Raw genomic sequence first — 19,285 nt, forward strand, 5'->3', positions numbered from 1 at the left:
CTCCGGCGAGTTGCCTACATTCGCGCTCCTCCCGCTTTTACGTTTCAACAGCTGCCCTATCCCCTATTGCCGAGCTTTTTCGTGGCTCGCCTTCTTGCAGAAATCAAGTCTCTGCTTGCTTGAAGAATTAGGGGAAGGCAAAGAGACCCTTGTTATCTTGGTATTTTCCTTCTCTCCTTCCTTTGGCCCACAGCGGCGGGTGGTCCTTCCGCCAAGGGAAAGGTGAGCGCAGGAATTTATCCAGAGCCGATGTCAGGAAGTCCCCTTGGAAGGAGCTTGGAAGCGGCCATTCGAGGCGAGTGACAGCTAATCTCTGTTCACGTCGCAAAGCTAACCGAGCAAAAGGTCCCCGACCCAGCTTTTTCCGTTCGGTCGCAGAGGGCCCGATGAAACCAAGGCAGTGGATGTATCTCTACCAGCTCTGCCTGCCAACAGCTCTGAAGCGGACATTGATCGGCGCCATAACGATACACGTGGTATGGTTTAGATGATGATGGCCTGAGCCGCATTCAGAGCGGTGACGGCCGTCTGCACCTCGGCATAGAGATCTGCTTCGACCCCTTGCGTATCGATTTCGACGACAAGAGCGAAGCGAACCTGCGGTTCTCCGTCCTTCAAGATTGCAGTGTGTTTCCACCACCCGGCGACTGGATGAATGGCCAGGAGATTGCGGCGGGCAAGATCCGACGCTTTGCACGTCAACTGGTCGATATGGAGGGAGCCGACGTCGCGTCGGCTGCTTCCAAAGTCCCACAGATCATCTTCATCGACCTGAGGCCCGGCCGGCTCGGCAGCCTTGCTGATGCGGGCCATGAACTGCTGGGCATTCTCGCCGGCGCGGTTCAGCTTGAACCTTAGGTTGTGAGATGCGTAGCGATAACGCGAACCGCGGGATGCTTCGGAGGGATTGGGGGCAATGAAGGAGCTGAGCGCGACCCTGAGCGTCACCTCCGCGTTGCCGAGCTTGCGCAACTCCTCGACCGGCCATGGCAGCGTGAAGAGCCGCATCTCCTTGTGGACGTCTCCGCCTGTTTTCTCCGAGAGGCCGTAAGGAATGATGACGTCCTGAACGATCAGTGACAGGGCGTTGGACGCGCTGCGATGGGCTCTGTCGAGATCGGGCACCCCGTAACCATAGCGTTGGAACAGCCGCGCATAGCTGCCCTTGTTCGATTGCGGGGGAAGGTGCGAGCGCATCTGCGGCGTCCAGCGGGCGGATGCCACATAGAGCGCTCGGATAGTTTCGGGCCAGAGTAGCGGATAGTCCGACCACAACTCGGTGATCTGTTTGGCCGCGATCGCCGTCGCAGCGCTCGTGTCATAGGTGAGGCTGAACGAGCGTTGTGGATAGGCATGATGGACCGTGAGCAGCGACAGATCGCTATGCCGCATGGGCGGAGGCACTGTGCCGGCAGCCCAGTTGCCGCCTTCAAGGACAATGTCGGGCTTGAGTGGCCATGTCGATGACCACGATGCTGTTCGGGAGCTGGGCGAGAGATCGCCGAAAGGCGCAACGATAGTGAGGCCGTCGGCCGCCGGAAGCATCGTCTTTTCGGTGTAGGCCCCAACACTGATCGCATTCCACGCCTGCGCCGGTGATTCCAGCTCATTGTCGGGATGGTCGCAGGTATCGAGATAAGGATCCGCATTGAACTTGAAATTATCGGTGTTGCCGGCCGACACCAGGATCAATCGTGGGTTTGTGCGATCGCCCGATACGCCGGCGGCAAGCTGGTCGACTTCGGTCGACCATGACGTCGGCGCACCGTCATGCGGAGTGTCCTCGTCAGTTGTGGCGGCCATTGTGAAGGTCCGTCTGCGAATAGTCTGCTCGACAGTGTTGATCGCGCGGCGGGTCATAACGCCCAGGAGGTGATGCGGGTTCACTCCTGCATCCGGCACCAGTTTCACCGATTCAAGCCGATGCGAGACCGTAACCGGCATCGTCGATTGCAGGTTGAGGGTCAGATCGCCAAAGAGCGCGAGACCGGCGAGCTGAGTTCCATGGCCTTTGATGTCCTCCAGCCCCCAAGCAGGATCAGCGGCATGTCGGTCCTGTGCGAGAAGCACAGGAGCGAGCAGCGGATGGGCACGGCTGATACCCGTATCGAGCAGGGTGACATAGCCACCGTTCGCTCCCCCAGTATAGGTCGTTCGCTGGGAAAGGTCCTCAACCCAGGCAACTTGCTCCTGCACGTCCATTGCGTCGAAGAAATCGGCGGTCGCCGCAGGCGCGGCGAGAGCGCGAACGGCACCAAGCCGTCGCACGGCAAGGGCGATATGATCGCGCGTTGCTTGTCCTATGATGACCACATCTTCCGGGAAATACAGACGATCGGTTCCGATCTGCACCTGATAGGCAGCGGCATGCGCAATGAAGGCGTCCGCTCCTTCGGGCTCCAGCCAGATTTCCCAGTGCGTCCCACCATTATCCGCCGGAAACTTGTCCTGCGGACCACGCCAGAGCGCCCGCAGGCCAGCTTCGGTTATAGCTGCCAGGCTCTGCACGAGATTAGCGTTCCTAGGCCGACCAGGGATGAGCTGGCCATCCTTTTCCCTGTCGGGCGTATCTTCCGTTTCGAACTGCTCGATCTTCTTACGGAGATTTTCGACACCCTTTGCCGTGGCGAAAACGGTTGCTGTTTCGATCGTACCGGCTTCGCTGACCTCGGCGTCGCTACGCAACAGCGCGATGCCGCTCGATCCCAGACTATCCTTCGCCAGCGGTTCGTTGGCTCGCCCTTTGACCTCAAGATAAACGCCGGGAAGGCCGTCGGTCGCTATCGGGGGGAGGAGATCAATGGCTTGAAGCAGAGCCTGTGCGTGGCCCGACCGATTGAGGACGTCACTCGGCGATTTGCCGCCGCCCCCGCCTTTTGCTCGAAACGGATGCGCCTTTCCGAGGTCCTTCAGAAGAAAGTGACGTAGATTCCGTGGCATTCGCGCCTCTTCCTAGCCCCTGTAGCGAGCGACGGCGCTCCAGCGAGTTTACCAGATCAAGCGTTGTTATGATGTTCCGATCGCCAAGTACGGCCCGGCGGGCGGCGTCTTCGGCCGCGGCTACGACGTCAGCCGTCGATAGACCGATGGCACAGTCGGTGACCTTCTTCCACGACAGGCGAGTGTAGGAGAACCCGGTCAGACGCCGTTGGAGAGCCTCGCGGATCGCGACCGCATCGGGCAGCTCGTAGGAGAGAACGAGATCGAACCGACGCAGCACTGCGCGATCAAGGATCTCGGCGAGATTTGTGGTAGCGATCACGATCGAGGGGCCGGTGTCCTCGTCGAGAAACTGGAGGAATGAGTTCAGAACGCGGCGCGCTTCGCCGACATCGTTTCCGTCGCCTCTCGCTGCTGCAAGGGCGTCGATCTCGTCGAACAGATAAACGCCTCGCGTAGATTTGATGGCGTCGAAAACGAGCTTCAGCTTCTGGGCCGTTTCACCCATGAACTTCGTGATGAGGCCGTGCAGCATCACCGAGAAGAGCGGGAATTGAAGCTCGCCGGCGAGGCCATGGGCGCTCATGGTCTTGCCGGTGCCTGGAGGCCCGGACAGAAGAATGCGCCGCCTAGGCTTAAGACCTTTTTCCTCAAGCTTCTCGCGCATCCGCGTCTCGACGACGATGTGCGAGAGTTCCTCCTCGATCAGAGGAGGCAGGATGACGCTGTTCAACCGCTCGCTCGGATAGGAGGCGAACAGGAATTGCGCGAGATCGCCCCGAGGCGCAGCGATCGGCGTGAGGTTGGGCGTTCGCGAAGCTGGTCGCGGCGGTGTCTGGCCGGCATTGGCCCATTGACGCAGGGTTTCGGCGAGCCGCTTATGTCCTTTTTGCTCCTCGGCAGCGGAGAGCTGCATCGCGAGATCGAAGAAGCGATCGGAATCCCCCTCCGCGTGGCTCTTTACGAGACCTATGAGTTGCTGCGCTGATGCCATGTCCATTTTCTATCGCGGAATTGCTCGCGATACACCCCCCTCATTTGCCTATTTAGATAGCGCAGGAACTATGTGTTGCGTCAATCCTTTGTGGGCTCGAGGAACGGCGGCTTACCCTCATTCCCTACTACAAACCGGACCGTCGCGAATGTCCCCCTGCCTGCCGAAAACCTGACCGGCATGAAAAGATCGCAGCCTCGGAACCGCCCGATGTCATCGGCTTCGGTCAGGGGGTAAGTTAGTTGCAGGCCGAGATGGCATTTCCTCGTCACGCTTTCGATCAGCAGCAATGCGCACTCGCTCGACCGCATCCTTCAACGCACGATCAGGCACGGTTTCAATGGATGGTCGATCTTTCAGGAACGATCGAAGCTCCCGCGCAAGATCCTTGTCGCGGCGATCTTCCGAACCATCCAGGCGGGCGGCAGCCCCTTCATATTGTTCTCTGATGCTGGCCCAACGCTGCTTTGCCTGAGCAACAAATGGCGGCGGTGTTGCCTTGCCGGTAGCGATAGCCAGGGCTTCCCGAGCCTGTCGCAAGTCGGCTTCGGTCGGCTGCCTCGACACACCACGCCGGATTTTCTCCCGCATTTGCGCAAGCGCCATGCTGGTGCCAGCCCTCCCCTGCCCTCGTGTCCACCGTGGCGTCGCTTCACATTCAACACCGCGGCTGCGCAGGGCTTCGGCAAACGCCTCCCGAAATTTGAATAGATCCTCCCGGCGGGGATCGAACCGCTTGCCGTCCATCCCCTCGGCCTCAACCGTCATATGCACGTGCGGACGCGGCGTGTCGGTGTGGAGCGCCATCAGATAATCATGGTTGTCGCCCAACATCCGCTCCGCGGTTTCGCGCACCGACTGCTTGACCGTCTCGGGATCGGTGCCCTCCGGCATCGAAAAAACCATGGACACCGCGGACACCGTCGCGCGCTGGCGCCAATATATGGGTTCGGACCATTCCTCTGCGAGCTGCTGGACATCCGCTTTATCCGTGAGCACTTCGCCGTCGCGGGTTTCCAGCGCGATCTCACCCTTACGTCCAATATAGGCGAGGTGAGCACCAAGATGGTCCGCTCCCTTTTTGCGGCCCGTCACCTTCACCAGCACCTCGGGCGCTTTTCGAACGACGCGGGCCAGCACGGAACGGGCGTCTGTACGGGGCACCACCACCTGTCCTACATCCTTGCCGAACCCCTTCTGGTTCAGCAGGCGCTCGGCATATTTGAGATTGGGATCGCCAAACACACGCGGCTTGAAGACCGGCTTCAGCACGCCCCACAGTTCGTCCTCGCGCTCGCCGAACAACATCAGTCAGCCACCTTCCAATAGCTGAGGTCGCCGCGCAGGGCTTCACCCAGGGCGGCGATCTGGTCGTTGACCTCCTGACGCATCTCGATGATGCGTCGAAGCTCGCCCTCAATCTGCAGCCCATTATCGGCCAGCGCTACCGCATTGCCAGCGCGCGTGGCCTGATTGAGATTGCGGCCGATCCGCTGCAACTGCTTGCGCACCAGGCCGAGGTTCTCACGAAAACCCGCGTCGATACTGCCCTTCAGGCCTAGATGGCGGCGGGTCAGGGCCTTGACCCACCCTGCGCGATCCGTTCCGCGATCCGCCGCCCGTGTTTCCAACACCGCCATCTCTGCATCAGTCAGGCTGATGGTGACCCGGTTGGTGCTGCGCTCCGCTTGGGGTTGCACAAGTGGCGCATAGCCTGCCTGCCGAAGAACCTGCGACAGGACAGATCGAAGCAGGGCGCTGCGCCCTCCCCTGCCCGCGGCCAGCGCGTCGAATGCGTCGAGCGTGGCCCGGTCCAGCCGAATGGTGAGGTGCGCTTTGCCATCCTGAGATGTGTTTGCAGTTGTCATCCTCGTCCCTTGCGGTGATGCCACTGTGTTACAACTGCGACTCTAACCCCTATCCTGCCATCAAAGCAACCCCTTATAAAATCATGCGAATCTGTGGCGCGGGCCACAGTCCTCTACCATGGCCGGAACGCTTAAGGACGCGGAAAAGAAGGGGAGCTGGGATTTAACGATCGAAGCGGACGAGGCGCGGCTGGTCTTCGCCCTCGAAGTGGATCAGCGCCTCAACCAGGCGGCCACTCTTGCCGCCGACCACAATAGCGCGTGCTCCATCGGGGCACTCCGCTCCCGGGCCGGACCGCTTCGGCTCGGTCTGCATTTGCGGTGTTGCGAGCTCGGGGCGGGCGTCCTGGGAGATTTGCTGTACCGGTGCGACGGTGCCAGCTTCAAGATCACCAGGCGGCACGAGCGCAGGGCGTGACAGGCTTTCGCAGCCAGCTACCGTGACAAAGCCTGGAGGCGTGGCATCGAGAAACGCCATCACGGTTTCGGGATCGTTGGCGGCGGCTTTCATCAATGCGATGGCGCCGCGGACCGGAATATCATCCAGGCGGGCAGCTATGTAATCAGGTGCCGATGCCAGGCTATGCAGACGGGAGAGCCGCGCCCGGTCCCGACCTGTGGCGCGGGCGAGATCAACGACGCTCGTGCCCGACGCTACCTGATCGGCAACGAAGGCGATCATGTCCTGTACGGACAGCTGTTCGCGCTGGTCGTTCTCGATGAACTGATCGATCCTGATCTGGCCAGCATCCAGAACTTCGCGGATGATGGCGCGGACGGGTTGGCAGAGCTGGAGGCACGCACGCCAGCGCCGCTCGCCAAACTGAATCATGTAGCGCCCATCATCATCCGCCGGCGCGACGATGATGGGCTGCAACTGCCCTCTGGCTCGGATGGTTTCGGCAAGTGCGTCAATGTCTTCCGATCGGATCGCGCGCCGCACATTATGGGGATCGGGATAGACCTGCCGCGGTTCGAGCAGCAGCACCCTCTGCTGTTGGGCAACTTCGTCCTTGGCAGCGAATATGTCGAAGTTGCCGAAATCCATCAGGCGCCAATCCTCTGCAATGCCTCGTCCAGGAACGCCTGCATCGGCGGCAGGGACGATCGTACATCCTTATCGAACCGCCAGACCGGGACACCGGCCTGTACGGCCTGGCTGTAATGGGCGCGGTCGGGAAGATGCGTGGAAAACAGGTTACGACCGATCTTCGCCTTCAGTTCAGCCAGCATCGCCTGCTGATTGCGATCATTGGCCTTGACCCGGTTCGCGACCAATCCCGCGATCCGGATCGGCGTTTGGCGACCGCGCTGATTGACGGTCTGAATGGAATTAGAAAGCTGCTTGGTGGAATCGGGTCCAAACGGTCCCAGCTCAACCGGCACGATCAAATCGTCACAGACCATCAGTGCTGCAAAATTGATCCAGCTCCACGCTGGCGGCGTATCGATCACGCAATAATCATAGGCCGCCCTCAGCGCCGGGAAATTTGCGCGGAAGCAAGCCAGCGCCTTGCTGTAGTCGGCATCATATTCTCCAGCCATCCGGTTGGAGAATATGGCCCGCTGCAATCCCTCTGGCGCGACATAACCCGGCTCAAACAACGGCTTGCACGAGCCAAGCTGCTCGAAATCGCGCAGAGCGGTCGAGGCGTTGCACTGCCGGTCAAGGTCCAGCACCAGAACACGGTGCCCAGCATCGGCAAGGTGCCAGGCGAGATGGCAGGCGATCGTGGTCTTGCCCGCGCCGCCCTTCTCGATGTTAACCGCGATCGTTTTCATCGGCGGTCATTCCACCATGACTGGCGGGCATGCCACCAGGTCTCGGCATCCTCATCGCGGATCCGAGGGCCTCTGCTCTTGCTACCCGCACCAAGAAACATGACGACGTACAGCAAGAAAAAGAAAAGGCCAGCTTGCGCTACACCGCTCATGTCCTTCGACCTCCTCAAGATTGCCCGGCGGCGGCGCGGCCTCGTCGCGCCGCCGCCCATGGACGAGCAATCAGCCGACGATGAGCCGCACTGGCGCATAGAATAAGCTCATGGCGAAGATAACTCAACGAATGCGGCATAGGATTCAAAGGCTTAAAGGATGGCCTCGTTTGTCCGGGCAAGCCGTTGGGGGCCGCCAAAGCGGCCCCGATCCTTTACCGGTCGTGATTTTCGCTGGCCTTTGCGAGGACCGCCAGACCGTCAGCGATCAGTTCAACCGTGTAGCGTTTGCCGTCGGTCGTGTCGTAGGAGTTCTGCCGAACTCGCCCGGTGACGTGGATCAGGTCTCCCTTGTCGATCTTGGTCGCGCGCTCGATCAGTCGGCCGAAGATCGTCACTTCATTCCAGTGGGTGTCGGTGACCCACTCGCCATCTTCCTGGCGGTTGTAATTGGCGGCGACCGAAATCTTCGCCACCTTGTTATGCTCTGTAACCTTGTTGACGCGGCCAATGATGCGAAATTCAGCGATGTTCTGCATGGGACATTCCTCTTGCTCGATCAGGCCAATTCCTGATGGGGTCTTGAAGGGAGCAAGGCTGACGCGATCCAGAAAATAAACGGAGGCTCCGCCCCGCGGAAACCGTAGCCCTATAGGGCGGTTATTTTCTTGATCGTAGAAGGCGGCCTGCGACCATGTCCCCATCGCAAACAGGAATTGTGCGGTTGAGCAAGGGCGATCGACACAGAATATCGTTCAAAAGCATCAGTGTAGCTCAAGGCTGGGGCGGAAGCGGACCAAGGTGTTGTCCGGCGGCGCCTGACCACCATCTGGAACACTGGGTGCGCGTCACGACCAATGTGAATGTGGCAGTCATGCGAAATGAGCGCTTACGCAATCCGACCGGGCACAGATCCGGCTCTGGCATAATGCCAGCATCTCGAGCGCAGGCTGGAACAAAGAGAACGGACAAATTGCCGTGTGGCGCCTGCCAGTCAAAGGCCATGGACTTGCCGGGCTCGATGCCCGGCCGGTCCAATCGGCGCGAAAAACGGAAACGAGAGAGCGTCGCCGCCGTCCCGCTGCATCAGTAGCTGTCGGCCAGTTTGCGCAGGTACGGAATGAACGATCCGGCCTCTGATGCAGGACATCCGCTCTCCATAATCGCCTTCGCCGATCGCCGTGAAACCGCCGTCCTCATCACGGATGATATGTTGCGGATAAAAACTGCTGAGCGCCCTGGTCGCGGCGTGGACGAAAGCCGCGATAAGGTGGGCTGTGCGGTGAAAATGGCGGGATGGTTGATGGTCATATGTGCCTCCTCATCTCGACCCTTTTTGAGGAGCGCCGCGCATGCGGCTCGTGTCTGGGTCAACGACGGCACTGCCGCCGAAGCGGGGAGCGCAGGAGCCGATTTTTTCGCGGCCGGAACGAAGCAAGGCGGAGTGGAGGCCGCGAAAAAATGGGAGGTGCCGCTCATCGTTTGCCCAATCCCGGTGCGCATGACATAATGGGCAGTCTGCAAGACACTTCTTTGCTGATCGGTCCTGCGAGGCGTAGCGGCGTGCGGACCGAAGGGTCTGCGCGGCACGCGAGCGAGCCGGCCAGGGCGATCAGATTTCAGCGCGAACACCGGAGGGGAGCCGCCCCGCCAGGGACGGCTCCAGTGCTGGTTCACTCGGCGGCTAGGGCGATGTCCGGCAAGGCATCGGCGGCATTGAGGCTTTCCTCGGCATACTCTTCGCCGTCACGAGTTTCGTCTTGGCTTTCGCCCCCCTCGATCTCGACAGCAGCATCTACTGCCTCGATTTCGGGTTCGTCCGGCGTAATAAGGACCGGCGGCAGCCATCCGCGACCGGGGATGCGCTCCGCACAGCTTTGGGCCAGAGTGTCACGCTTCATCTTCGCGCAATTTTCCGCTGTGTCCGCACCACATGCCTCGGTCAGCGCCGACAGCAGCGCCTTCTTGCTGATCCGGCCGAAAAATTCGACGCCGCCTTCCCAATGTTTGCGCATGTCGAGCTTCGCCGCGCGTGCGATCCGGTTGGCGCTTTCGAGCCGTTCACGGGAGCTATATTTACTCTGAGTGGCGTTGAGCAGCGCCCCGGAGCATGCCGCGAGCATGCGCTGCACGTCCTTTTCGCTGAGCGACATGATCCACGCGAAACGATGGGCAGGATGCTTGGGGGCCGCTCCGATCAAATCCGCCACGCCGTCAAAGGCCGACGCCATTTCCATGCTGTTATAATCGAAATGCTGGCATGGCTCCTGAAGGTCCGTCCCAACTCGAAGCTCCACCGCATGTTCGGCAGCAAAGCGTTCCGTCACGATCGGCAGAAGCGCGTCGAGCAGCACGGCAAAGGCGAGCGGCTGATTGCTGGCAACCTCGCTTTGGAGAGCCATGGTTCGCATCCGGGTCAGTTCTTCCGTCATACGGGCATCATAGAGCGGACGAGGCGCAGGCAAGCCGTTGGTGTCATGTGCCACGGCGCGCTGCGCCTTGATGCTATAGTGGCTGATGTTGATCTGCCCCTGATGGCCCAGCACCATGAGGATCCGACCCGATGCTTTCGCCTCGTCAGAGAAATGATGCTCGACGGTACCGATCTGCTCGATTTCCTCGTCAATCTCCATGACGACATCGTCATATTCGGGGTCGAAGTCGGGATCTCTGCCTGCTCCAATCTCGGCAACGCGCGCCTCCCGCTTCGCTGTCAGCGCCTCCATCCTCGCCTGCTCGGCCTGCGTGACGCTGCGGGTCGCCTCATCGCCGTAGAGGCGGTGCCAGCTATAGCTGTTATAGGGGGTTTCGAGGCCGACAACCACGTCGCCCCATCCTTCGGCGCGGGCCGCATCAGCCAGACCGTCGAGCTTCTCGTCGGCAAGCCGCTCCACCAGTTCGGGATCGTCGGCATAGCCCTCCCCCTCGTGTGCAAAAAGATCGCCGGTGATGGTGCCGCCCGCATCGCGATACGCATCTATGCCGATGAACTTGAACAGCTTGTGCTGGGTCGTGAGCTTTTCTTCGGTCAGTAATTCGCGCACCTGATAGGCATTGCTTGCCCGCTTCAAAATTCGTTCCTGGCGGGCATGGTCGTCCGTAAGGGTAAAGGCCTGAACGCAGGCAAGGTCGATCTTGTCCGCCGCAAGCGCGTTCAACACCTTGGGACTGACACCCGCGAGGGCAAGATATTTGCGCACCTCACGAGGATCGTACCCATAGCGGTTCGCGATCGCTTCCTCACTATGTCCTTCCTGATGAAGCTTCCCCATTGCCCGAATAGCATCCGCAGGATGCATCGCAACGCGCTCCGCATTTTCAGCAAAGCTCATGGACGTAGCGTTCTCAGCTTCCCCGACCTTGCAGGGAATTTCAGCATCCTTCGACCAGATGCCGTCCTTGATGAGCTTGGCAATGGCGCGGCGGCGGCGTTCGCCCGCAATGACCTCATATTTGCCGTCCTCACGCGCGGCGGTGACGACGAGGTTCTGGATGAGGCCGTCACTGGAAGCGATGCTGGCGGCCAGCGTGTCGATCCCGGTCTTGACCTTGCGCACGTTGACCGGGGTCGCAACAAGGAGGTTTGCAGGGATATACTGGATCATGTCGTTCACTCCATTGGCTCGTGGTTTGCAGCAGCTGCTGCAAACCCGAGGTCGCGCGGAGCAGCAGGGGTGTGGGGGGCAACGGGAATCTGCCAGGAGTGGTGCGGGCGCAGCGCGCGAAGCGTAAGCGAGCCTCGGTCCTGCTGATTGCCGTTGCAGGGGAGAGGGCGGCGGCGCCCCCTCTCCCCCAACAACAAAACAGCGGGAATGCTGCGGTACGCGACCTTGATAGATTTTGGCAGCGTGTTCGCCAGCCAAGGATTATTGCGTGGCACTCATGATTAAGTCGCCGATAAGGATCAATCTACCCGGATGGATTTTTGCCACAGAGCCGAGGGTTATGACCGACTGTTCTTCTGTTCGATAGAAGCACAGCATAGCACAATGTCTGCCTATCATGACTTGAATAAGATCGATGAACTTATCACGACGTTGATCGGTGGCGTCAAATGATATGAACATTCCGCCGACAGGGCGAAATCTACGGTGATCCAGCGATTCTCTACCGAGCTCGCGGCGGGCACTCTGCCGTGAAGCTACTTCAGCAAACCAGCCGGAGTCTGGGAGGGAAGCCCGATGATTTTGGGTCGGCGGACAAATGACCCGCATTCAGTTCTAATCACGCTTCACGAGGCGCATTCCCCGAAATGGGGGGCGTTGCGGGGGTGTCCCCCGCATCAGGGGGTAGTGAGAGACGCGGAACGCGGCTCGCGCTCAGGGGGAGCCGTCCCCCCTCGACCCTATATGGTTAGGTCTATTAGATTTTGGCGACCTTCAAGCTCCCGCCGGCTGCCAGGCGCTCGTAAGTCCAAATCCCCCTGCTGAAATTCCGCCGGTGCATCACGCGAAAGCAATGACCGCTCGGTTCCCTGACACGACGACCATAACCGCCCTGCTATGCGCGATAATCCGACTCTTCCCGTTCACTGGGCGGATGCCAGTGAACACAGCGCAGACATGCCGCATCCGCTGGCAAGCGGGGCGGCTCCGCTGCCGCCGCGCCATCATCGAGCGGCGGCCCGCCATTATGGCGGAAGCCCGAGGCGCTCATGGCTGCTCTTCCTTCGGTCGGACATCGCCCAATGTGATGGTGAAACCGGCGCGGGCAAGTTCGTCGCACAAGGCGCGCTTGCGTGTCGCGCCCTCCCCTTGCGACGCGATGTACGAACAACGGCGATGATGAAAGGCAAAGCCCGCGCGTTTCAGGCAGCAGCGAAAGCGCTGCTGGGTTTGTTCGCTCCAATCGCAGGTTCCGCCATAGTTGCGGAAGGCGGCAACGGCATGGACAGCGCCATAATTTTCGTCACGCCAGCGAAGTTCGATCTTGGGGGCAGCTTTGGGCATCGGTCAATCTTTCAGAAGAAGCGAAGAAACGGGCGGCGCCGTCGTCCGCCCGATCGGGGTCAAGCGGCGCGCGCGATGTCGGGCGCGGCCATCCGGGCAAGGATGAATTCGCTGGCGGCCTGCGCGGCGGTCGCGGCGCGGAAGATGGCGCGCTTATCGTTGCGAAGGGCGGTCAGCCACGAGGCAATATAGGCGGCATGGTCGTCGCGCTCGGTCGGTTCCATGCCGAGCTGCGCGCAAAGCATGGCTGCGCCGACCTCCGCGACCATCTCTTCTGCCGCCCGGATTTCCGTTGATTTTCCATAGTCATAGAGGGTTTCACGGTTGAGCCGTGACCTATGGCCGCTGCTGTGAACTGTCTCATGGCCAAGCGTGGCGTAAAAGGCATTGCCGCTCACGAAATCAGCAAAGGCAGGCATGCGGATGCTATCGGCGGCCGGGTTGTAATAAGCGCTATTGCCGCCCTCGCTGCAAGGAACGCCATAGCGGGCAAAGGCTGCCTCCAGTTCTGGGTCGCGCTGGTCGCGGTTCTTCACTTCGACACGCGGAACGGGATATTTGGTCATGTCCAAGCCGTCGATTTGCTCGACGTTGAACACGACATATTTTTTCAGGTAGCTGCGGGCGCGGTCTTCGCTCTCGCCCTCCCCTGCCCCCTCCTGCCCGGCTTCCTCATCCTTGGGCGTGAAGCTTCCGGCATGGACGACAAGGTTTCCCTTTTCCCCCTTCCTGACCTGCCCTCCCAGTTCGCTGGCCTGCCGATATGTCATCCAATAGGGATTGGTGTAACCGTGCGTCATGGTGGCGGACCACAAAAGCAGCACATTCACACCACGATAGGCGGTCCCTTCGTGGCGCAGCGGAAGCGAGGCCGCGCCCGATGCCCAGCGTGGCGACCATGGGCGGGTGCCAGCTTCCAACATGGCGATGATCTGGTTGGTGACTTCCTCGTAAACATCGATGCGCTCGGCCTTGGTGCGGGGCGCTGCGGTTTTGCGGGTCATGTCGTCTATCCCTTGTCTGAAAGATGGAGCCGAAGGCGATGGCGCGCCATCGGCTTCTGCCTGCTGGCGAAGCGGGTCGGGGAATGGCGCATGTCAGGGCTGATCGCGGCGGAGGGGCATCACCCGCCTGCACGGAGCGCAGCGCAGGAAGGCGGGGAAACCGCCGCGATCACCAAGCGGTGCCGCGCAGCGGAACCGACGGCCAGGCCCTTGCGCCAGGGGGCCGGAACAGGCCCCGGAAATTACAATGAGGCGCGGCGGCCATGCCGCCTCCGCTTGTCGCAGATCGATCAGCCGCCTAATCTGCTAGGCCTATGAGCCCTATCGGTCGCATCTTCCCACATTGGTCCACTAGCTGGAGCCGGCTAGCGCGATCCAATGCGCTGGTCCGCTCGCAATGCCGGGCGTGCGGCCTGCAATTGCGGGTCGATCCCGCCATCCAGGCGCTGCGCTTTGGCGCATCCGCCTCGCCCGTCGACCAGCTCGACCAATGCCAGGTGGTGGGCTGCCACGGCCAGCTCTTCTTCATGGTGGCGCGCAGCTATGGTCGCCAATGGCTCACCATGGTCTCGCGCGACGATCTGCGCGCAACATTGGAGCGCGCGGCCCCGGCGGCCAATGCGGTGTCGCTCGATCTGGTCGGCACAGGTCGCGCGCACCGATAAAAAGGAAATCCACCACCCAAGCGCGCCCGTCGCCTGCGGCGGGCGCGCCGTTTTTGTGGGTGAGAGCATGGATCATCCTGACGCTGTCCGGCGCGACGGCCTTGGCCGTCGCGCTCGGTGCCGGGATCAATATTCGTCGGCGCGAAGGATGGTGAGGACGCGGGCCGTCTGCGCGGGATCGGACGGGTCGCTCGATCCCCATTCGAGCTTGGGATCATAATAATCGATCTTCCAATAGCAGCGGGTTCCTTCCCAATCGAAGGCCCCAAAATCACGCTCATCATGGGGATCATTATCCTCGGAAAAATCATTATATTCCCGCACGAGGCGGAGAAGCTCGCACTGGCGACGATAGGCGGTCCACTGAGCAACCTCGCCAATCATGGCGGAAATGCCAGCGGTCACGACGATCTGGTTGAAGCCCTGCATCCGGTAGATATTGTGGCGCATGGCATCATTGAGGGCGGCGATGGTGGCGGTCTTGACCGCTTGATCCGCCGCGTTTTCGTGAGTCATGTCGTCTATCCCTTGTCTGAAAGATGGAGCCGAAGGCGATGGCGCGCCATCGGCTTCTGCCTGCTGGCGAAGCGGGTCGGGGAATGGCGCAATTGAGGGCTGATCGCGGCGGGAGGGGCATCACCCGGCTGCACGGAGCGCCAGCGCAGGAAGGCGGGGATACCGCCGCGATCACCAAGCGGGGCCGCGCAGCGGAACCGACGGCCAGGCCCTTGCGCCAGGGGGCCGGAACAGGCCCCGATAACGGATGGGCGCGGCGGCTTGCCGTCTCCGCTTTGCCGTTGGAATGGCTGTTCACGCGGGATCGGTTTCTAGCCTTGGGATGGGAGCTCGTGCCCCTACCCTGCCGTCATGACTTGAATGGGTCTCCCGTGTAACTAGGACGCCCATCGTCTTTTAATCCGATGGGCGTCCTAGTCAGCTATAGTGCGCAAATTAGATGAGTGCTCCGCAACATTCCGAAACAGACGACAAGGCGGCCCCTCGATGTCTCAAACATGGTCGCGTTGAGCACCTTGTCGGGCCATTCGGCTAAATTTGATGACCATTTGACTACCATCCCGGTTTTGACGTATCTGTCCGGGATAAAGGGTGAAATTCGACTATTTTTGGCGAACCGCCCTGATTCGATGATGCGATGAGGGGTTCGCCGATGTTGTCCGGTCAAATCTTGGACACGATGATAACGTCTTGCGAGAATGCCAAGAGCGTTCTGCGCCGCGCAGCGATCGACCCTTCCGATCGCAAAACACTGAGCATCACAATGGGCGCGTCGGTTGCCGCCGACTTTCTCGGCCGGACGCCTGAAGCGCTTGCAAAGGCGGAAGCCCGCGGTCGCCTCCCCTCCCCTAAGACCGCCAGTAATGGCCGCCGTTACTATACGGTTGAGGATCTCATCGCGATCCGCGAGGCGCTCGGCATCAAGGCTGGCAAACTACCCGACGAGCGGGCTGTCGTCGTAGCAGTCCAGAATTTCAAGGGCGGAGTCAGCAAGTCGACCACTTCCAAGCACCTTGCCGATTATCTTGCCTTACGAGGCTATCGCGTATTGGTTGTTGATTGCGATCCCCAAGCCTCCATGAGCGTCATGTTCGACGTCAATCTGGAAGATCTGGTCGACGAGACGCACACACTTTCCAACTATCTCTCGCCGCGCATCGATGAAGCGGATTCCTTTCGGAAGACAATCAAGCGGACTGCGTGGCCGAACATCGACATCTGCCCGGCCAATTTGGGGCTGCAGGATACCGAGTGGGAGCTTACGGCCACAATTGAGGAAGGCCCGCACGCCATTGCTGGCGCATTCCGCATGTTGCGAGTAGGTCTAGAAGAGGTCCGTCAAGACTATGACGTGATTATTCTCGATCCGCCACCAGCCATGGGATTCCTAGGAGTCAATACGCTGAGTGCTGCAGATGGACTTCTCATTCCGGTTCCGGCACGCCAACTGGATTATCTCTCGACCATCCATTTCATGCAGACCTGCCGCGAGGCGATGAGTTTGGTATCCAAATTCGACAATTCCATCGACTATGGGTTCATCCGGGTCGTTTGCACCATGTTCCAGCCCAATCGAACCAATGAAGCGCAAATGCTTCAGGTCATGGAAAAGACCTATGCGGGCCAGATGCTATCGACACCGATCCTGTTGTCTGAAGAAATCAAAAATGCGGGCATCGCGATGTCTTCGATTTACGAAATCAACAAGCCTTACGGCTCGCATCAGACCTATATCCGTTGCCGCAACAATTTGAATGAGGTCTTCCGCGAGCTTGAGAAGGATATCTGCAAGCAATGGCCTTCGCGCCTTGCTCAACTGGGCACTGATAGGCTGACGGAGGCCGCATGAGCAGCAATTCGGGCGCCAAGCGCCGCAGCCTTCTCGCTAACGCCATCGATTCACTGGATGCAGTTCAGCCTCCCGCAGAGCAGGAGTCTCTGGCATCGGAAGCTCCGGCTGGACCCGTTCTCCCCAGCAAATCGGAAGGGCCCGCGCCCTCCTTCCTTGAACGGCGCGGTGTGGCATTCGACGAGATCGCCAGATCGGTCAAACGACCCACGATTAGGATCCGACCTGACGAATGCACCGTCTGGCCGGGCAATGCTCGTGATTATGAGCGCCTCACCCACGAGCGCTGCGCTTCACTCATTGAATCGATCAAGGAAGAAAACGGCAACCGAGAGCCGGTAGTCATCCGCCGAACGCCCGATGGCGAGAAACCTTACGAGTTGATTGTCGGGACAAGGCGCCACTTCTCGGTCGCTTGGCTCCGCACCAATCACCACGCGCAGATAGATCTCATTGCACGCATTGAGACACTGGACGATGAAGGAGCGTTTCGCCTCGCCGACATCGAAAACCGCGAGCGCGAGGATGTCACGGACCTGGAGCGAGCACGCAACTACCAGCATGCGGTTGACGCTTACTATAATGGCGTGCGCGCGCATATGGCCGAACGCCTGGCGATCGGTAAGCAAAATCTCCATAATCTCCTTCAGCTTGCCGAGCTACCTACTGAGGTAGTCGAGGCCTTTGCTACGATGTCGGACCTCAAGGTTCGGCATGGCATGAAGCTCTCTCCACTCCTTAAGCAGCCCGACCTGCGTGACGCAATCATCGAGGAGGCGCTGGCGATCGGGAAGGAGCAGCGCCGCCGAGCAGCTGCCGGCGAACCGGCAATTGATGGGCCTCAGATCGTGCAGCGGCTGTCAAGCGCCAGCGCCAAGCTCGTCAAGAAAGCTGCGCCTAAGAGTAGACCGAGACTAGCTACGGCGGATGGAGAGGAGATCGGTCAGATCATCACCGACAGCAAATCCAAGGGGATCACGCTGACGATCAACCCAAAAAGGGCCGTCGATATCGACGATATATTGAGGGCCTTACGGCCGGTTATCGAAGCTGCCAAATTCTCGTCTCGGTGACAGATTTATCTTTTAGAACATGCGCTTAGGTGAGAGTAAAACCCGTTTTACTCAAACATCTGGTTGAGGACCAAAGATGCCCTCGAAGAAGGATCCCAGTGACGATAATCAGGTCGACCTGTTCCTTCCGCAGTTGACCACCCTGCCCCTGCGCGACCAGCGCGAGACGATGGAGCGTCCTTTCTTCTCGCTTTCTAAGCGCAAGCGCTTGAAACCCATCGATTATGTGAGTCCCGATCGGAAGGTGACGGTGCACGTTAGCGCCAACTCCGAATACGGCTTGGCAACTATCTACGATCTCGACATCTTGATTTACTGCGCGTCGGTGTTGATCGAGCACAAGCGGCGAGGGACGAATGATATCCCTCAGACCCTGCACATCGTGCCCTATGATATGCTCACTACTTTGAAACGTGATGCGGGCGGTCGCGAGTATGAGCTCCTCGGAAATGCACTCGACCGATTGCAGTCGACGACCGTAAAGACGAATATCCGCTCCGGCGACGCCGTCGAGACAACATTCTCCTGGATCGACAGCCACAGCCAGCTCAAGGATAGCAAAGGCCGGGTCCATGGTATGCGTATTACCCTTGCCAAATGGTTCTATGACGGCGTCCTAATGGAGGGCGGCGTTCTGGCGATCGATCCGGCCTATTTTTCGTTGACTGGCGGTCGCGAGCGTTGGCTCTATCGCGTTGCGCGCAAGCATGCTGGCGGCGCGGGTGCCGAGGGCTTCTCCATCTCCATGCCGACGCTTTTCGAGAAGTCAGGAGCAGAAGGGGACTATCGCCGGTTCAAGTTCGAAATGGCCAAAATCGTGCGCGAGAATGGGCTGCCAGGCTACGCCCTCGAGTTGATTCACCGTGAAGAGGGCGAGCCGATGCTGCGTATGGTGCGACGCGATCTAGACCCAAAGGGAGGTGCCCTCCCCTCTCCCGCTTCTGATAATGGCGTCGCCAAACCTGGCAAGACGCCTAAGGCCGACAAGGAAGAGCCCATCCGCTTTCCCGAACAAGGGCAGATCAATTACAGCGCGTTCGGAGCCATTGCTCGCGCTAATCTGCCACAGCCGCAGCGTGATCATTCAGTCGTGGCAGATGAATTCCGGTCGTTCCTGAAGTCCCGCGATATTGCATTCGACGCGAAGAATATAACCACGATCTTTGCTTCCTTTTGCGCGAAGCAACGCCCAGCGAATTGATTGTCTGATGAAGGGCCACGCTTCACCTCCCTCACACCGAACGTTGGCGTTCCTGAAATCCCACGCGTCGGGAAACGATTGAATTGCCGGCGCAACAGGCGCCCACTCCCCTCTTCATTCTTGGCTAGGATCCAGCGGTTTCGCTTCAGTTAGGCGGATCTCGTCACTTTCTACAGATCCTTGCTTTCCAGCGTGCTGTCTTCGCAGTCGGTGGGCCCTGCTCGTTCTGTGTCTCTGGCAGAGCGTACCCATTGTGTGCTCAAGCCGGGATTTCAGGAACGGGTGGGAAATG

The 19,285-nt window shown here is 59.9% G+C and carries 18 protein-coding genes; 6 read left to right on the forward strand and 12 right to left on the reverse strand.

Going from position 1 to position 19,285, the window contains the following annotated elements; genetic code table 11:
• Nucleotides 1-483: 483 nt before the first annotated feature.
• From AC6JBC_RS13970 to AC6JBC_RS14000, 7 genes are all read right to left on the reverse strand, one after another.
• Nucleotides 484-2,940 carry a S8 family peptidase gene (locus AC6JBC_RS13970; RefSeq protein ID WP_498026103.1) on the reverse strand — a complete coding sequence of 819 codons (2,457 nt, stop codon included), beginning with the start codon at nucleotides 2,938-2,940 and terminating at the stop codon, nucleotides 484-486.
• Nucleotides 2,846-3,934 carry an AAA family ATPase gene (locus tag AC6JBC_RS13975; protein WP_498026104.1) on the reverse strand — a complete coding sequence of 363 codons (1,089 nt, stop codon included), beginning with the start codon at nucleotides 3,932-3,934 and terminating at the stop codon, nucleotides 2,846-2,848. The genes AC6JBC_RS13970 and AC6JBC_RS13975 overlap by 95 nt, the downstream gene beginning before the upstream one ends.
• A gap of 213 nt (nucleotides 3,935-4,147) precedes the next feature.
• Nucleotides 4,148-5,242, reverse strand: a complete 1,095-nt coding sequence (locus AC6JBC_RS13980) for a relaxase/mobilization nuclease domain-containing protein (protein WP_498026105.1) — start codon at nucleotides 5,240-5,242, stop codon at nucleotides 4,148-4,150.
• On the reverse strand, nucleotides 5,242-5,802 hold the full coding sequence (locus AC6JBC_RS13985) for a hypothetical protein (RefSeq protein ID WP_449470296.1): 561 nt from the start codon (nucleotides 5,800-5,802) through the stop codon (nucleotides 5,242-5,244). The genes AC6JBC_RS13980 and AC6JBC_RS13985 overlap by 1 nt, the downstream gene beginning before the upstream one ends.
• A gap of 163 nt (nucleotides 5,803-5,965) precedes the next feature.
• Entirely contained in the window at nucleotides 5,966-6,850 is an 885-nt protein-coding gene (locus AC6JBC_RS13990) for a ParB/RepB/Spo0J family partition protein (protein ID WP_449470294.1), read from the reverse strand.
• On the reverse strand, nucleotides 6,850-7,584 hold the full coding sequence (locus tag AC6JBC_RS13995) for a ParA family protein (RefSeq protein WP_449470293.1): 735 nt from the start codon (nucleotides 7,582-7,584) through the stop codon (nucleotides 6,850-6,852). The genes AC6JBC_RS13990 and AC6JBC_RS13995 overlap by 1 nt, the downstream gene beginning before the upstream one ends.
• Before the next feature lie 367 nt (nucleotides 7,585-7,951).
• Nucleotides 7,952-8,275, reverse strand: a complete 324-nt coding sequence (locus tag AC6JBC_RS14000) for a single-stranded DNA-binding protein (protein ID WP_449470292.1) — start codon at nucleotides 8,273-8,275, stop codon at nucleotides 7,952-7,954.
• A 581-nt stretch (nucleotides 8,276-8,856) separates the two neighbouring features.
• Between AC6JBC_RS14000 and AC6JBC_RS14005 the strand changes: the two genes are divergently transcribed.
• Nucleotides 8,857-9,246 carry a hypothetical protein gene (locus AC6JBC_RS14005; RefSeq protein ID WP_449470290.1) on the forward strand — a complete coding sequence of 130 codons (390 nt, stop codon included), beginning with the start codon at nucleotides 8,857-8,859 and terminating at the stop codon, nucleotides 9,244-9,246.
• 163 nt (nucleotides 9,247-9,409) lie between these two features.
• Here AC6JBC_RS14005 and AC6JBC_RS14010 read toward each other — a convergent pair whose 3' ends face one another.
• The 4 genes from AC6JBC_RS14010 to AC6JBC_RS14025 all read right to left on the reverse strand — a co-directional run bounded on the left by AC6JBC_RS14010 (nucleotide 9,410) and on the right by AC6JBC_RS14025 (nucleotide 13,689).
• Entirely contained in the window at nucleotides 9,410-11,341 is a 1,932-nt protein-coding gene (locus tag AC6JBC_RS14010; RefSeq protein ID WP_498026106.1) for a ParB/RepB/Spo0J family partition protein, read from the reverse strand.
• A gap of 895 nt (nucleotides 11,342-12,236) precedes the next feature.
• Nucleotides 12,237-12,392, reverse strand: a complete 156-nt coding sequence (locus tag AC6JBC_RS14015; RefSeq protein ID WP_449470517.1) for a hypothetical protein — start codon at nucleotides 12,390-12,392, stop codon at nucleotides 12,237-12,239.
• The gene (locus AC6JBC_RS14020) at nucleotides 12,389-12,685 is read right to left on the reverse strand and encodes a hypothetical protein (RefSeq protein ID WP_449470516.1); all 297 of its coding nucleotides are present in this window, start codon (nucleotides 12,683-12,685) and stop codon (nucleotides 12,389-12,391) included. Before AC6JBC_RS14020 ends, AC6JBC_RS14015 begins: the two co-directional genes overlap by 4 nt.
• Nucleotides 12,686-12,744: 59 nt before the next feature.
• Nucleotides 12,745-13,689 (reverse strand): ArdC family protein, encoded by a 945-nt coding sequence (locus AC6JBC_RS14025; protein ID WP_498026107.1) that lies wholly within the window; start codon nucleotides 13,687-13,689, stop codon nucleotides 12,745-12,747.
• 90 nt (nucleotides 13,690-13,779) lie between these two features.
• Here AC6JBC_RS14025 and AC6JBC_RS14030 point away from each other — a divergent pair, with 90 nt between their 5' ends.
• Together AC6JBC_RS14030 and AC6JBC_RS14035 are read left to right on the forward strand one after the other, a co-directional pair.
• The gene (locus tag AC6JBC_RS14030; RefSeq protein ID WP_460989871.1) at nucleotides 13,780-14,007 is read left to right on the forward strand and encodes a hypothetical protein; all 228 of its coding nucleotides are present in this window, start codon (nucleotides 13,780-13,782) and stop codon (nucleotides 14,005-14,007) included.
• A complete protein-coding gene (locus AC6JBC_RS14035) occupies nucleotides 14,004-14,354 on the forward strand; it encodes a hypothetical protein (RefSeq protein ID WP_449470512.1) in 351 nt (116 codons plus the stop codon). The genes AC6JBC_RS14030 and AC6JBC_RS14035 overlap by 4 nt, the downstream gene beginning before the upstream one ends.
• A gap of 126 nt (nucleotides 14,355-14,480) precedes the next feature.
• Here AC6JBC_RS14035 and AC6JBC_RS14040 read toward each other — a convergent pair whose 3' ends face one another.
• Nucleotides 14,481-14,870 carry a DUF3768 domain-containing protein gene (locus AC6JBC_RS14040; RefSeq protein WP_449470511.1) on the reverse strand — a complete coding sequence of 130 codons (390 nt, stop codon included), beginning with the start codon at nucleotides 14,868-14,870 and terminating at the stop codon, nucleotides 14,481-14,483.
• Nucleotides 14,871-15,522: 652 nt separating this feature from the next.
• Here AC6JBC_RS14040 and AC6JBC_RS14045 point away from each other — a divergent pair.
• The 3 genes from AC6JBC_RS14045 to AC6JBC_RS14055 all read left to right on the forward strand — a co-directional run bounded on the left by AC6JBC_RS14045 (nucleotide 15,523) and on the right by AC6JBC_RS14055 (nucleotide 18,993).
• Nucleotides 15,523-16,719 (forward strand): AAA family ATPase, encoded by a 1,197-nt coding sequence (locus tag AC6JBC_RS14045; RefSeq protein WP_449470508.1) that lies wholly within the window; start codon nucleotides 15,523-15,525, stop codon nucleotides 16,717-16,719.
• The gene (locus AC6JBC_RS14050; RefSeq protein ID WP_460989872.1) at nucleotides 16,716-17,792 is read left to right on the forward strand and encodes a ParB/RepB/Spo0J family partition protein; all 1,077 of its coding nucleotides are present in this window, start codon (nucleotides 16,716-16,718) and stop codon (nucleotides 17,790-17,792) included. The genes AC6JBC_RS14045 and AC6JBC_RS14050 overlap by 4 nt, the downstream gene beginning before the upstream one ends.
• Before the next feature lie 76 nt (nucleotides 17,793-17,868).
• Nucleotides 17,869-18,993 carry a replication initiator protein A gene (locus AC6JBC_RS14055; protein ID WP_449470506.1) on the forward strand — a complete coding sequence of 375 codons (1,125 nt, stop codon included), beginning with the start codon at nucleotides 17,869-17,871 and terminating at the stop codon, nucleotides 18,991-18,993.
• Nucleotides 18,994-19,285: the final 292 nt, after the last annotated feature.

This window comes from Sphingobium sp. RC1, assembly GCF_059738765.1.

Coding starts and splice junctions, on each gene's coding strand:
- AC6JBC_RS13990 (WP_449470294.1), bottom strand. CDS start 6,850: ATGGATTTCGGCAACTTCGACATATTCGCTGCCAAGGACGAAGTTGCC.
- AC6JBC_RS14035 (WP_449470512.1), top strand. CDS start 14,004: ATGAGCCCTATCGGTCGCATCTTCCCACATTGGTCCACTAGCTGGAGC.
- AC6JBC_RS14020 (WP_449470516.1), bottom strand. CDS start 12,685: ATGCCCAAAGCTGCCCCCAAGATCGAACTTCGCTGGCGTGACGAAAAT.
- AC6JBC_RS13970 (WP_498026103.1), bottom strand. CDS start 2,940: ATGCCACGGAATCTACGTCACTTTCTTCTGAAGGACCTCGGAAAGGCG.
- AC6JBC_RS14040 (WP_449470511.1), bottom strand. CDS start 14,870: ATGACTCACGAAAACGCGGCGGATCAAGCGGTCAAGACCGCCACCATC.
- AC6JBC_RS14000 (WP_449470292.1), bottom strand. CDS start 8,275: ATGCAGAACATCGCTGAATTTCGCATCATTGGCCGCGTCAACAAGGTT.
- AC6JBC_RS14055 (WP_449470506.1), top strand. CDS start 17,869: ATGCCCTCGAAGAAGGATCCCAGTGACGATAATCAGGTCGACCTGTTC.
- AC6JBC_RS13995 (WP_449470293.1), bottom strand. CDS start 7,584: ATGAAAACGATCGCGGTTAACATCGAGAAGGGCGGCGCGGGCAAGACC.
- AC6JBC_RS13985 (WP_449470296.1), bottom strand. CDS start 5,802: ATGACAACTGCAAACACATCTCAGGATGGCAAAGCGCACCTCACCATT.
- AC6JBC_RS14025 (WP_498026107.1), bottom strand. CDS start 13,689: ATGACCCGCAAAACCGCAGCGCCCCGCACCAAGGCCGAGCGCATCGAT.
- AC6JBC_RS14015 (WP_449470517.1), bottom strand. CDS start 12,392: ATGAGCGCCTCGGGCTTCCGCCATAATGGCGGGCCGCCGCTCGATGAT.
- AC6JBC_RS14030 (WP_460989871.1), top strand. CDS start 13,780: ATGTCAGGGCTGATCGCGGCGGAGGGGCATCACCCGCCTGCACGGAGC.
- AC6JBC_RS13975 (WP_498026104.1), bottom strand. CDS start 3,934: ATGGCATCAGCGCAGCAACTCATAGGTCTCGTAAAGAGCCACGCGGAG.
- AC6JBC_RS14050 (WP_460989872.1), top strand. CDS start 16,716: ATGAGCAGCAATTCGGGCGCCAAGCGCCGCAGCCTTCTCGCTAACGCC.
- AC6JBC_RS14005 (WP_449470290.1), top strand. CDS start 8,857: ATGAACGATCCGGCCTCTGATGCAGGACATCCGCTCTCCATAATCGCC.
- AC6JBC_RS13980 (WP_498026105.1), bottom strand. CDS start 5,242: ATGTTGTTCGGCGAGCGCGAGGACGAACTGTGGGGCGTGCTGAAGCCG.
- AC6JBC_RS14010 (WP_498026106.1), bottom strand. CDS start 11,341: ATGATCCAGTATATCCCTGCAAACCTCCTTGTTGCGACCCCGGTCAAC.
- AC6JBC_RS14045 (WP_449470508.1), top strand. CDS start 15,523: ATGTTGTCCGGTCAAATCTTGGACACGATGATAACGTCTTGCGAGAAT.